Raw genomic sequence first — 13,986 nt, 5'->3', positions numbered from 1 at the left:
AGTCCGCAACCCCAAAGATGAGTTAAAAATCTGATTTAAGAAGTTGGAGTTTTAAACACACCAATTGTTTGCAATTGATGATTGGTGTGTTAAGGAAGCCTAATGCACCCTACTTTTAGGGGAAAAGTTGATACTAACCAATCAATTTTTGCCAAGTCATTGCCCCGACAATTCCATCAGCAGTTAAACCATTCTGCTGTTGAAATTTCTTAATTGCCCCTTCTGTTTGTGGGCCGTAGATCCCATCAGGAGTAGCACCTACACGAAATTGCAAGTATCTAATTACCACACCACTAGTATGGGTTCCTTGGACAACTCGCTTGGCTAATATCTCGTTCAATGCAGTCCAAGTGGTACTACTTGTTGCCATTCCCGTTGGGAGAATTCCTACAAGTTTTTGAAACTTTTCAACAGCAGAGGTTGTTGCTGGTCCCGTGATGCCATCTTCGTCTAAAGTTTTACCATTTTTATCGGTGATTTTGAGTTGATTTAAGGTTTTTTGTAACCTCAAAATACTAGTATCTTTGTTCCCTGACGCATCTGGGACGGCGTTCACAGGAGCAGATGCAACTTTACCAGTTAAGCCTTTGACGATCGCACTAGCCATTGCTTCGCCATCATATAGTTGCATATCTTTTGCTGAATCAATAAAGCAACATTCAATTAGAATTCCTGGCATATTTGTATTTCTAATCACATACAAATGAGAACCATTCTTGACACCGCGATTAAAAAAGCCTAACTTGATGATTTCATCTAATACTGGTTTGGCAATTTTTCTGCCAGCATCGCTTTGGGCAAATATTTCTGTGCCATTAGCTTGTCCATTAAAGGCATTAAAATGAATAGAAACAAAAATATCGACTTTGTTCCTATTAGCTGTATCACAACGTCTGCCAAGAGATTGACCTACTGTACTAGCACTAGCGGGTTTACAGGGTATTACTTCATGTCCTAGACTTTTTAACTTAGCTATAACTTTATTACCTATCTCTACAGTTAAATTATCTTCAACTTTAATGCCTCTAGCTCCAGTATCTGGAGGACAATTATGCCCGATATCAATGCCAAATTTCATAGGTGTATCCTCAACTTGCTTTCAAAATATCTAAAGAAGAAAATTTGCTTGTTTGGGATTTTTTGTAGTCAAAAAACACAGATTTATGATATCACATACAGCAGGAGTCAGAAGTCAGGAGTCAGGAGTCAGGAGTAAAACCCTTTTGATACTTGGTTTTTGGTTTAAATTTCATACTTCATTTACCTACAATCTGCCACATCATAATTTAACCAAATTAGTAGTAACTAGAGATTTAGGCAATCATAATATAACTGAGATGTCAGCATCAGTTCCGTCAGCTAATGGCTATCAGCAAAAAGGCTGAAATCTAAGCATGATAGGTAGATATTCCCACCATGAACCTGCAACAATGTTTAAGATAAAAGCAAAGAAAGATTTAATAACTTAAGGCATGAAACGCATCGTCTTGATTGCAGGGTTTGAATCATTTAACGCTGACTTGTACCGAGATGCAGCTGTTTTGGCGAATTCGCGGGTCAAAGAGTTGGATATTCGGGTGTTTAGCGATCGCGATATTATCACTAAGCGCGACGAAATAAAAGCCGCACTCCAAGGTGCAGATGTGTTTTTCGGTAGCTTAATCTTTGACTATGACGAAGTTTTATGGTTACGGGAACAGATCGCTAACATCCCTATCCGGCTTATTTTCGAGTCAGCACTAGAGTTGATGAGTTTAACAAAAATAGGAGCATTTGCGATCGGTGATCAACCTAAAGGAATGCCAAAACCCGTTAAATTCATCCTTGACAAATTCAGCAATGGTAAAGAAGAAGATAAACTCGCAGGTTATATTAGCTTCCTCAAAATCGGTCCCAAACTCCTCAAATTCGTTCCCGTCCAAAAAGTCCAAGACTTACGCAACTGGTTAATTATCTACGGTTACTGGAATGCAGGTGGTTCAGAAAACGTCGCTTCTCTATTTTTGACACTCGCGGAAAGATACTTAGATTTAAGAGTCGGTGACATCCCCCCACCCATCGAAACCCCCAACATGGGGTTATTACATCCTGATTATCAAGGGTTTTTTACATCACCCAAAGCATACTTAGAATGGTATCAAAGAAGGAGTCAGGAGAAAGAAAGGAATAAAATTACCCAGTCCCCAATCATTGGTATTTTACTTTACCGAAAGCACGTTATTACCAAATTACCCTATATTCCCCAACTCATTCGTAAATTTGAAGAAGCGGGTTTAACACCTTTACCAATTTTTATCAACGGTGTAGAAGGACACGTAGTCGTCCGTGATTGGATGACAACCGACTACGAAACTCAACAACGTCAACTCGGTAACATTGAAACCCCTTCCCTTTCCCCAGAAGCCGTGAAAGTAGATGCTGTAGTTTCTACTATCGGATTTCCCCTAGTTGGTGGCCCCGCTGGTTCAATGGAAGCCGGAAGACAGGTAGAAGTTGCTAAACGCATTCTCACAGCTAAAAATGTTCCTTATATTGTCGCTGCACCTTTATTAATTCAAGATATTTATTCTTGGGTACGTCAAGGTGTAGGTGGTTTACAAAGTGTGGTTTTATATGCTTTACCAGAATTAGATGGGGCAATTGATACTATTCCACTGGGTGGTTTAGTAGGTGAAAAAATTTATTTAGTTCCCGAACGAGTTCAGCGTTTAATTAATAGAGTCAAAAGCTGGGTTTCATTGCGACAAAAACCTATCTCAGAACGTAAAATAGCAATTATTTTATATGGGTTTCCCCCTGGTTATGGTGCAGTGGGAACTGCTGCATTATTAAATGTTCCTCGCAGTTTGATTAAATTACTTCATGCACTTCAAGAACAAGGTTATACAGTTGGTGATATTCCTGATGATGGGGAAGAATTAATTCGCCAAATTAAAGAAGCAGATGAAATTAATCCTATTGTTAACAGGGAGAAAGGTATTTCCCCTCTGGCTTACGGAGGGGTTAGTGGGGGTTCTACTGTCAATGCACGAACATTAGAAAAATGGTTAGGATATCTCCAAACATCCAGAATTGAAAAACAATGGAAATATCTCACAGGTAGCGGCATTAAAACCTATGGAGATGAGTTTAATATTGGTGGTGTACAATTAGGAAATGTGTGGATAGGTGTACAACCACCGTTAGGAATTCAAGGCGACCCAATGCGGTTAATGTTTGAAAGAGATTTAACGCCCCATCCCCAATATGCAGCTTATTATAAATGGTTACAAAATGATTTTCAAGCTGATGCAGTTGTTCATTTTGGAATGCATGGAACTGTGGAATGGTTGCCCGGTTCTCCTTTAGGTAACACTGGTTATTCTTGGTCTGATATTCTCTTAGGAAATCTGCCAAATCTATATATCTATGCTGCTAATAATCCTTCAGAATCAATTTTAGCTAAACGTCGCGGTTATGGTTTATTAATTTCTCACAATGTCCCACCTTATGGACGCGCTGGTTTATATAAGGAATTAGTAAATTTACGAGATTTAATTGCTGAATATCGAGAGGATACAGAAAAAAATTATCTGTTAAAAGAAGGGATTTGTAAGAAGATTGTTGATACTGGTTTGGAGGTAGATTGTCCTTTTGATGATGCGAAAAAGTTGGGTATTCCGTTTACACCGGAAAATGTGAGGATGTTTAGTAATCATGCTTTTGACCATTATTTGGTGAAGTTGTATGAGTATCTGCAAGTTCTCGAAAACCGTCTTTTTTCTTCTGGTTTACATACTCTAGGTGAAGCACCAAATCAGGAGGAGTTAGCTGGTTATTTGGATGCTTATTTTGGGGAAGATATTGAACCGCGTTCTGCGAAGCAGTTCCCGCAGGGTAGGCGCGTTCACGAAGTGTCTCGAAGAGAAGAGCGCGAAGGAAGAGAGGAAGAAGAAAGAGAAGAAGAAAAAAAGGAAATTACAAGGTTATTAAATCAATCTACTGATGAGTTAACGAATCTTTTGCGTGGTTTGAATGGTGAGTTTATTCCTCCTGCACCTGGTGGTGATTTGTTAAGGGATGGTGCTGGTGTTTTACCTACGGGTAGAAATATTCATGCTTTAGATCCTTATAGAATGCCTTCTCCTGCTGCTTTTGAACGGGGTAGAGAAATTGCCAAGAAAATTATTTCTCAACATTCAAATGATAATCAGAATTATCCTGAAACTGTGGCAGTTTTGTTATGGGGTTTGGATGCGATTAAGACCAAGGGTGAATCTTTAGGAATTTTGTTGGAATTGGTGGGTGCTGAACCTGTGAAGGAAGGAACGGGAAGAATAGTTAGATATGATTTGAAACCTCTTGATCAAGTTGGTCATCCACGTATTGATGTGTTAGCAAATCTATCAGGTATTTTTCGAGATAGTTTTGTGAATATTATTGAGTTGTTGGATGATTTATTTCAACGTGCTGCTGATGCTAATGAACCGGAGGAAATGAATTTTATTAGAAAACACGCTTTGGCTTTAAAAGCGCAAGGTGTAGAAAATTCTTCGGCGAGGTTGTTTTCTAATCCATCTGGTGATTTTGGTTCGTTGGTTAATGATAGAGTTGTCGATGGTAATTGGGAGTCTGGGGAAGAGTTGGGGGATACTTGGGAAAGCCGCAATGTGTTTAGCTATGGGAGACAGGATAAGGGACAAGCTAGGCCGGAAGTATTGCAGACTTTATTAAAAACGAGCGATCGCATTGTTCAAGAAATAGATTCGGTAGAATATGGTTTAACTGATATTCAGGAATACTATGCGAATACAGGCGGTTTGAAAAAAGCCGCAGAAAAACAAAGCGGGAAAAAGGTAACTGCTAGTTTTGTAGAAAGTTTCTCTAAAGACACCACACCCCGCAATTTAGATGATTTGTTGCGAATGGAATACAGAACCAAGTTGCTAAACCCCAAATGGGCTGACGCAATGGCTAATCAAGGTTCTGGTGGTGCTTTTGAAATCTCTCAACGCATGACAGCTTTAATCGGTTGGGGTGGTACTGCTGATTTTCGAGATGATTGGGTTTATGACCAAGCCGCAGAAACCTATGCTTTAGATGCAGAAATGGCAGAAAAATTACGCAAAGCAAATCCTGAAGCTTTTAGAAATATCGTGGGGAGAATGTTAGAAGCATCAGGACGCAGTTTGTGGCAAGCTGATCAAGACAAGTTGGATAAACTGCGGAAATTGTATGATTTGACTGATGAACAATTGGAAGGAGTAGCGGTGTAAACAATTCAAAATCAATCGTAGGTTGGGTTAAACAAAGTGCAACCCAACACATTTACAATTAAAGAAAGAACATCTGCTATATGATTTCAGTTTTTACTTCTGAAACTATCCCTCTTCTGTCACTTTCCCTACATGAAACGATGTAACCCTTGTCATACAAGAGTTTTAGTTTAAAGCAATGATTACATCATGCACGTGAATGAAATACATTATAGCCCCCTCATCGCTTGCGGGGAGGGGGTTGGGGGTGGGGTTCTTATATCTCACTCAACCGAGAACCGCTATATTTGAGATTTCCAACACTCTAACTTTAGAGGTTTTACTTTACTCATCTGCTGAAAATCACTATCTTGAGAAATAATAGTTAAATCGTGTTGTATTGCTGTACAAGCTATCCATAAATCATTGGGATGTATTCCCGCATCTTTGATTTTAAATTTTCTTCTTTTTTCTTTCTCTTGAGGTGCAAATGTGTTAATTATTTCTGCATGGAACTGACCATAAACTCTAGATGTTTCTTCATCTATGGGATATATCTTGGTTAAGCTTTGAGTAAACCGATTAACTATTTCTAAATTTTCTTCTCTTTTGTTTGACTTCTCCGCCATTAATATCAATTCACCATATATAATGGCATTAATAAATATTTCAGTTCCTTTTGGTAGTGAGGTTAACTTTGTTATACAGGTTAAGTCTTTTTGGATAATAATAAAACTACAATGATTCGTGTCTAGCAGATACACCCTAACCTCACTCTCTCCGCACTTCATTTACATATTCTAAGCATTCTTCAAAATCATCTCCTACCCATTCTGGAGATGTTTTCAGGAAACCTAAAAACGATTCTACAGTATTTTTGTGCTGATTTTTTTGTCTTTCAATTTCCCATAAAATGGCTCTAGCTGCGTTAAGTGTTTTCTTGAAAACTGGAATGGTATTTAATGGTGTGAAATCTGCAATATAATTTTCTGCGAAATGTTGAATTCTTTCAATTTCCTCTTTTTCTGCACCAGCACTATATTTTTCTATAGCTTGAAGTATTATAGCTACTATCTTATAACTTTTCTCAAAAGCATTTTGTATTTCAAAAGCCTTTCGTAACTCATTATTTTTGTTTCGTATTTCTTCTATTTCAAAAATTAATGATGATGCTTTGTATATTTCTTTCTTCCACCCAAAGTATACTTCTACTGCTGCAAAATTTTCTATTAATTGATTTGTAAAAAAATCACTATATTTTTGTTTTAAAGATTTTACATTTTTGTAAATAAATTCATATATTTTAGCATTACTTTTTAAATATAGTTTGTTAGTTGTGGCATCTTCTAATTTCCTCAACGCAAGTTCTATTTTAGAAAAAACTTTTCTAAAATCTTCTTTTGGAATTGCAGCATTTTGAGTTATACAAATTTCTTCTAGCTGTTTGGCAATCTCTTGTAAATTTTCTTCTTGTTCCTTGATGTCATTTTCATTAGCTTCTATTAACATCATATCTTTTAGTAAAAAAGACATAATAATCACCACCTTGTTAATCTTCAGGTTCTTACCTTATTTTACACTAACTTATATCTTCGTGTGTATCTGCTCCAAAGTTGATCTGTTTTAAGTGTTTGAGTACTTAATATCTCTTGTAGGGTGCGTCAGACCGATAAATTATGATTATCAACAGATTTTTGACATCTGACGCATCTTACTAATAGGACAGTTGCATAAGTCCTGATTCAGCAAAATCTCCAGATCAAAAAACCTTCACTATAAATCACAAACCTGAGAAGTATTTCCAGCATCAAACTCCTCAAAACTAATTAATTCTAAATATATAGGATTTCGCATTAATTCATTGGCTAATAAAAAGCCACTAATTGTCCAAGTTTGATATCTCCGTGCTTCTTTACCAATTAATAAACCACTTGTACCATCATAATATTCAGGCCATTCATCTTCACTTAAACGTGCTGCTGCTATTTCTAAAACACGTTTACTAATATCAGTTTTACCTGTTTTTTGAGCAGCCGCAATTAAACACCATAACAAAACAGGCCAGCTACCACCATTATGATATGACCAAGGCATATTTTTAGGATCGCAGCCTGTAAAAATTCTATATTCCTCATTCTCTAAAGCCGGAAAACAGATTTTCATGGGCATTTCTCCCACTAAATCATCCCATCGTTCTTCAATCAAATTCATAATGGCTTGAGACTGACGTTCAGTAGTTAAAGAACTAATGATAGCCATCATATTTCCCAAAGCAAAAAATCGAGTATCTAACTGAGAAGGTCCAACATTCCCTGCTAAATAACCACCATGATTTGGCAACCATACACATAAATCAGCATAGGGAATTGAATCCGCATAAATATTGAATTGATTGATTGCTGTTTGCCCATATTCTTCACCCTTAAAACGATAGATAACATTCAGGCGTTTCATGTCTATCCAATAATGATGCCGAATATGATCTCTTAATAAAGGTAAACGATTATCAATGCCTACAATAATCTCTTCATCACCAGCACAAACTAACAGTTTACGCGCTGCACATAAAGCAGCATAAAAGAGAGATTGAATTTCTAAAGGATAGCCGAAAATACCTAAACGGCGATAAATCATACACGACCCGTCGGGAACTAATAGCGTTGGGTTCATATCAAACCGAGTAGCTAAACAAAGTTCCATAATCAACATTATGCCTTGCTGAAATTGCGGTTGCAAAGCAAATTTTATATCTTTTGTAGCTTTGACATAAGCGTGTAAGATAATAATCCACCATAAACAAGAATCAACAGGTGTAACCCTAGCTATAGCTTGTTCACCAAAATCTGCTTCTAAAGTTTCTTCTCCATTTATTGATACAACTTTAAAACTAGCTGGGATAAAACCCTGACTAGGGGTATAAGCATTAAAGTCGTTTTTATTAGGTTGTAATTTCAAGGTTTCTTCTAGAAAATTACGTACAATATCATACTTACCTTTGATAAGAAAAACTAAAGCTGAAGATACAAAATCCCTAACATAGCAATGATCAAAATTAAATTCTGGTTGTGACTTATCACAAACAGCTACAGTTCCTATGGGACGACCTTGATAGTAAATAATAGAATTTTCTAGTAATTCCCATGCCTGTTTTTCAACATAATTAATTCTTGACATTTCCTCTTTTGTCATTGCCGTAAATACTCCATTTTTATGGGAATTGTGCAGTAATTAATATTCTGAACTGGAATCTAGCAAATGTATCGCCTGTGCTGCAATGCTTTCTGGGTTTAATAATGGATATATAGCCACTTAATCTTGGACATACACGATACATGGCAATATTCCATTATTACAATAGAACCTGAGTCTTTTATTTCTCTTCTTTTTCTATATGATATCTTCTTTACACTATGAGCTGAAAGCAATTTATAAAAGAGAAAAAAGCCCCATATAATGACATAGGGGCTTGAAAAATATTGTTCATTGTGGACAGTTATCTCATTACATAGACAGATAAGGGTCGATATTGCCAACTTCAAATTCACAGGCTCTAGAAATTGATTCTGGGGGTAGTTTATCAAAACTAACTAATGGTAAAAACTGAGGATTATCCATTAGTTCTTTAGCCAATAAATACCCAGCAATTGTCCAGGTTTGATGTTTGCGGGCTTGTTTACCAATTAATCGCCCTTTCTTACCATCGTAATATTCTGGCCATTCATCTTCACTCAAACGCGCTTTGGCAATTTCCATTGCTTTTCTTGCTAAACCAGTTTTATTGGTTTTCATTGATGCTGCGGCTAACATCCACATTAAAACTGGCCAACTTCCGGCATTATGATAAGACCAAGGTATATTTTTAGGATCACATCCTGTGACAACTCTATACTCTTCATGTTCTAAAGCCGGGAAACAGATTTTCATGGGCATATCTCCCACTAAATCATCCCATCTTTTTTCAATCAGAGCCATAATTGATTGAGATTGTTCTTCAGTTGAAAGATCACAAATAATCGCCATTAAATTTCCCAGTGTAAAGAAGCGAGTATCTAACTGGGATGGGCCAACATTACCGGCAAAATAACCACCTTTTTTAGGTAGCCATTTATCTAATTCATAATAAGGTAGCGAATCTACATAGATGTTAAATAGATTCACCGCTGCTTTGCCATATTCTTCACTTTTGAAGCGATAAATTGCATTGAGACGATTAATATCTATCCAATAATGCTGACGAATATGACCACATAGCAAAGGTAAGCGGTTATCAATTGCAGCGACGATATCTTGATTACCTTTACAAATTAGTAGCTCACGAGCTACACGCAATGCAGCAAAAAATAGCACTTGAATTTCTAGCGGATGACCATAGATACCCATGCGCCGGTCAATCATGCAAGCTCCATCTGGAACTAACAGCGTTGGATACATATCAAAACGATTAGCCAGACAGATTTCCATGATTAGCTTGATACCTGTTTGGAATTCAGGTCGATAAGCCAGAGCATAGTCATTTGTAGCGACTACGTAAGCACGCAGTAAAATTAGCCACCACAAACAAGAATCTACAGGTGTGACTCTAGCGATCGCGTGTTCTCCAAAATCAGCTTCTAGATGTTCTTCTCCATTGATAGAGATAACTTTGAAGCTCGCTGGTATCAAACCTCGACCAGGTTTATATGCGTCTAATGCTCTTTCTTTAGGCTGTAACTTTAAGGTTTCTTCTAGGAAATTTCTGACAATATCTGTTCTACCTTTAATCAAAAAAATTAAGGCAGAAGAAACAAAATCCCTGACAAAGCATTGGTCATAATTTAACGCTTCAACAGACGGATCATAAGCAGCTAAAGTCCCAATAGGACGACCTTGATAATAGAGAATTGAATTCTCTAGGGCTTGCCATGCCTCATTTTCTATATTGTCAGTTGTGTTTAATTCATTCACTTGCATCGCCAGAATAACTCCATTTAGATAGTAATTTTGTAGTAGATGCACCTGTATTTATTATTTATATTTGCTATTTTCAGCATTACACGACTGATTTTTTGAAGAGCAAATATAAATCCTGGAAAGCAATACTCCAACGAGAACAGTTCCAACTGCTGAATATTAGCAAATCAATTTATTGTTAATTTGCTTTTTATTAAAAATCTTTCGGTGAATTTTACTAATCGGTTTATTCACATCAATCAATGAAAATTACCCTCAAAACAATTATAGAAAGATACATTTTTAGACTCTGCATTGCCCCATTTTAAGGTTCAGGACTTCGCTTTACTCAACAAAAATATATCCCTATTGCTGTTTAAGGTTTATGTGAAGTTTAAACCCCTTGCAGTATATTTACTTGACTAGAATTGACTGTTTGAAACTGCAAATTAAATTATTCCCCTATAAGTTAACAATTTATAACGTTTTTTCGCAATATGCAATATGGATGCTTAAAAATTTAGGATATCAATTTTGATCAAGGATTGTTCATTGTATCCTAATGACCGATAATTTATCCAATTAGTAGCTTATGGTAGATAATCCGAACAAAACCATGTATACATGAGTAAGGCTTTATAACGGCTTTTTTTTAACGCTCTCACAGCTTACTAGAGGCTATCAAAGCCAAAATAAACTAATTTTTGTAATCTTACTAACTCCCGCTACATCAACACCCTTTAAGGACGTTTTATAAAACGTCTCTACAGGAGAAACATTCTGTAACCTATTACACAAATTTATGTATTAAAATTAGGTTTATTTTTCAACATTCACTAACGTCTGAAAATTATGATAAGCCTGATTCACAGCTTGCATTGCAGCTTTAGCACTTTCTGAATTATTAATATCAGGATGATACAATCTTGCTAATCGACGGTAGGCAAGTTTTACATCGTCAGGATGGGTGTTTGTATTTACACCTAATATTTCCCACCATTCCCCAATTATAGATAAATTTTTAGTGGTTTGGACTTGTTCCCAGATTTTGATTGTCCCACTTTTACCACCACTAATCAGAATGTCACCATCTGAACTAAAAATTAAAGGACTAAAACCAGAAAAAGTTTCTAATAATTCCCCAGTTTGTAGATTCCAAAGTTTGATAATTCCATCTTTGCTGCTACTAGCGAGAGTATTACCATTTGGGTGGATAGCAACAGATAAAACTGCCTTTAAGTGTCCAGTTAAGGTGCGGATTAATTCACCACTACGTCGCATTGCCCTCAATGCCTTAGACCGAGAACCAACTTTTCGTCGCAGTATTCGACAAAAATCAAGGCGAACTGCTATGAATGATCAGTACATGGTTTCTGTGTTAGCAGCATCCATAGCAAATTATTCTCCTCTACTTTAATTCCTCTATCAATAGGGTTTGAGATGCGCTAACCCTGGATTATTTTGAGTCAATGTTTCAATTTCTTGATTGAGTTGTTGAAGACGTTGCTCCAGATAATCAATATGTGCCTCAATATCTGCCAAAGCTTTACCACAAGGGCGGTCACGACGATTTTTCTCGGCAGTAGACATCTCAACTAATTGTCTTCTGCGACTAATTAATTCACCTAATTGACGTGCTATTTCGCTTTCAATTGCTAACACTTGTGGTTTGATTGCTTCACCGAAATGTGCCAAAATCTGTGCATCAATTGCGTCAGTTTTTGCTAACTTACCTGTAGCTTTCGCAAAATCTCGTCCTTGACGTGGATTGATTAATGCCACTGGCAAAAGTGCAGCTTGTAATTGAATTATTAATTCTGTTTCTAGCCCTCCTGTTGCTTCTAATACGATGAGGTTTACATCATATATTTTAAGTTGTTGCACTAAATTAGCTATTTCTATTTCAGAATTAGCAACTTTAAATGCTTTATCTATTGGACGGATGTAAACATCTAGTGTTGCTTTACTTACGTCGATACCTACCCACTGAGAGATTTTTTCCATTTTCAACTCTCAACTTTCAACTAATTCTTTTACTCTTTTTTATTCATCTCCTTGATTTCTCTCTTCCTTGCACGATACGGGCTATATTGTCTATGTCTTTATTCATAGTTTTTACCCCAGGCGACTGTTCGAGTTCTGTCATGGAGATTGTTGTAGTGACCCTTGCTACTTAACGGTCTTTTTTGACCCAGGTTGGACGGTCTACTACTTTCTCTAAGATACAAGGTTGGGTTGGTGCTAGGAAACCCAAAATTTACGGACTTTTGTTGAGTTACGCTGTCGCTTAACCCAATCTACAAAAATTCTTAGCCGGGCAGTATTTCTTACTGTTTTTGTTTAGAAATTGCTTCAAGCTAAATATCAAGTCAAAGCATTTACAAAAAAGATAATATTATTTTTACTACTTTTTCTCAGAATTAAATATTACAGTTGAGCAGATTATTAACGCTAGTCAAATTCATGATTTGTGAGAGGATGTTTTAGAGGTATTGCATAAAGTGTATTAATCATTGAAACTCAAACCCCCGATTATCTATAGATTTAGAGAGAGGATTTCGAGTAATGTTTATGATTTTCTCAACATCCTCTTAAATCACGAATTACTCTTTAATAAGGTGTCAATTTTTTGAGTAAAGTATGTTTCTTGATATTTGAGTTGTTGCGCTAGTTCCAATCCTTTTTGAAAAGCTGCTAATGCTTTTGCATCTTCTTTTTTTTCTAAATGCAATTGTCCTATTTGATCATAAGCTTGCATCAAACCATAAAAATTGGTAGCTAGTGTTTCGGTTTCTACAAGAATCTGACTAGTTTGCAAAGCATCATCAATTTGGTTTTGGGAACGGTAAAGTGTGATTAATTTTTGCAAAGCTTCACTAGCAGTAACGTATTGTTGTAATTGCCAAGCGGTAACATAAGCTTCTTGATATTTGTTAAAGGCTTCTTGTAGTAAATTGGGATTTTCCGGTGTTAAAGATTGGTAATTTTCAGCTATTGCTATTTTTAAGGCAGGAATTTGGGTAAGATTATTTTCACTGGTGTAAATTTCTGCTAATTGATTTAGTGCAGTAATAGCTTGTTGAGGCTGTTTAGTTTGCTTATAAATATAAACTAGTTGTTGCAAATACCTTACTTCATTGAGTCTATCACCCTGTCTATTTGCCAAATTTAACAGTTCTTGGTAAGTTGTTGCAGCTTGGGGATAATTAAACCAACTTAAATGCAATTCCCCAATGGTATTCAGGGTTTCTAGTTCAGCGGTAGTGTTATTTTGCGATCGCACTAATGTTAAAATCTGCTGATAAGCTCCTACAGCTAACTTGGGTACACGAATATTTTGGTAAGCTTCACCAAGCGATCGCCATAATTCTAAATCAGTGCTTTTCTGAGTCAGCATCTGTTTTTCAATGACCTGCAACCGTTCAGTAATATACTTTATCTGTTGACGCTCATTTTCCTGCCAAGCGATCGCACCCACCCGTGATAATGCTTCCACCTCAGCTAATGAACCTAAAAAGCGTCGCAGTCTTAATTCTCGGTTCCAAATATCAAACGCTGTTACCTTATCCCCCCCTTGTAGTGCCGTCGCAGCTTCTTGATTTAACCCATCTAAAGCCGTCTCCAATTTTTGCTGTTCCTCCAGGGTTAATGGCTGTTTTTCTAGGGAACCTCGAATCAGTGGATCAGGCGTGGTAATCTCTAATGGCCCAGGGAGAAACTTATCCAGTTGTTCTGGCTGCTTACTTTCTGCTAGTGTTGCATAACTGCACAGATGCCAGAAAATAATGGTGGTGACAATAAAACTTAAACGCAATAACATAAG

8 protein-coding genes and 1 pseudogene are annotated in these 13,986 nt (G+C 36.7%); 1 reads left to right on the top strand and 8 read right to left on the bottom strand.

Annotated elements, in window-relative coordinates; genetic code table 11:
• Positions 1–133: 133 nt before the first annotated feature.
• Positions 134–1,078: an N-acetylmuramoyl-L-alanine amidase gene (locus tag ACSQ6I_RS11635; protein WP_438890497.1), complete on the bottom strand. Its 945-nt coding sequence runs from the start codon at positions 1,076–1,078 to the stop codon at positions 134–136.
• 394 nt (positions 1,079–1,472) lie between these two features.
• On the opposite strand from ACSQ6I_RS11635, the gene bchH reads away from it, so the two are divergent.
• Positions 1,473–5,255, top strand: coding sequence for a magnesium chelatase subunit H (gene bchH, locus ACSQ6I_RS11630; protein ID WP_438890496.1), 3,783 nt, complete (start codon positions 1,473–1,475; stop codon positions 5,253–5,255).
• A gap of 281 nt (positions 5,256–5,536) precedes the next feature.
• On the opposite strand, the gene ACSQ6I_RS11625 is transcribed toward bchH, so the two are convergent.
• From ACSQ6I_RS11625 to ACSQ6I_RS11595, 7 genes and pseudogenes are all read right to left on the bottom strand, one after another.
• Positions 5,537–6,025: a type II toxin-antitoxin system VapC family toxin gene (locus tag ACSQ6I_RS11625; RefSeq protein WP_438890495.1), complete on the bottom strand. Its 489-nt coding sequence runs from the start codon at positions 6,023–6,025 to the stop codon at positions 5,537–5,539.
• Positions 6,006–6,767, bottom strand: coding sequence for a hypothetical protein (locus ACSQ6I_RS11620; RefSeq protein WP_438890494.1), 762 nt, complete (start codon positions 6,765–6,767; stop codon positions 6,006–6,008). Before ACSQ6I_RS11620 ends, ACSQ6I_RS11625 begins: the two co-directional genes overlap by 20 nt.
• A gap of 240 nt (positions 6,768–7,007) precedes the next feature.
• Positions 7,008–8,423: a glycoside hydrolase 100 family protein gene (locus tag ACSQ6I_RS11615; protein ID WP_438890493.1), complete on the bottom strand. Its 1,416-nt coding sequence runs from the start codon at positions 8,421–8,423 to the stop codon at positions 7,008–7,010.
• A gap of 312 nt (positions 8,424–8,735) precedes the next feature.
• Positions 8,736–10,184 (bottom strand): glycoside hydrolase 100 family protein, encoded by a 1,449-nt coding sequence (locus ACSQ6I_RS11610; protein ID WP_438890492.1) that lies wholly within the window; start codon positions 10,182–10,184, stop codon positions 8,736–8,738.
• Between the two features lie 798 nt (positions 10,185–10,982).
• Positions 10,983–11,444, bottom strand: coding sequence for a DnaJ domain-containing protein (locus tag ACSQ6I_RS11605; RefSeq protein ID WP_438890491.1), 462 nt, complete (start codon positions 11,442–11,444; stop codon positions 10,983–10,985).
• A gap of 174 nt (positions 11,445–11,618) precedes the next feature.
• Positions 11,619–12,167: pseudogene (locus tag ACSQ6I_RS11600) on the bottom strand (IS110 family transposase); the annotation flags it as partial.
• A gap of 592 nt (positions 12,168–12,759) precedes the next feature.
• The gene (locus ACSQ6I_RS11595; protein ID WP_438890490.1) at positions 12,760–13,983 is read right to left on the bottom strand and encodes a tetratricopeptide repeat protein; all 1,224 of its coding nucleotides are present in this window, start codon (positions 13,981–13,983) and stop codon (positions 12,760–12,762) included.
• Positions 13,984–13,986: the final 3 nt, after the last annotated feature.

This window comes from Anabaena sp. WFMT (assembly GCF_051781005.1).
Classification (GTDB): Bacteria; Cyanobacteriota; Cyanobacteriia; order Cyanobacteriales; family Nostocaceae; genus Anabaena.
This window is presented reverse-complemented; position numbering and strand designations above follow the sequence as displayed.

Coding starts and splice junctions, on each gene's coding strand:
- bchH (WP_438890496.1), top strand. CDS start 1,473: ATGAAACGCATCGTCTTGATTGCAGGGTTTGAATCATTTAACGCTGAC.
- ACSQ6I_RS11610 (WP_438890492.1), bottom strand. CDS start 10,184: ATGCAAGTGAATGAATTAAACACAACTGACAATATAGAAAATGAGGCA.
- ACSQ6I_RS11595 (WP_438890490.1), bottom strand. CDS start 13,983: ATGTTATTGCGTTTAAGTTTTATTGTCACCACCATTATTTTCTGGCAT.
- ACSQ6I_RS11615 (WP_438890493.1), bottom strand. CDS start 8,423: ATGACAAAAGAGGAAATGTCAAGAATTAATTATGTTGAAAAACAGGCA.
- ACSQ6I_RS11625 (WP_438890495.1), bottom strand. CDS start 6,025: ATGAAGTGCGGAGAGAGTGAGGTTAGGGTGTATCTGCTAGACACGAAT.
- ACSQ6I_RS11620 (WP_438890494.1), bottom strand. CDS start 6,767: ATGTCTTTTTTACTAAAAGATATGATGTTAATAGAAGCTAATGAAAAT.
- ACSQ6I_RS11635 (WP_438890497.1), bottom strand. CDS start 1,078: ATGAAATTTGGCATTGATATCGGGCATAATTGTCCTCCAGATACTGGA.
- ACSQ6I_RS11605 (WP_438890491.1), bottom strand. CDS start 11,444: ATGCGACGTAGTGGTGAATTAATCCGCACCTTAACTGGACACTTAAAG.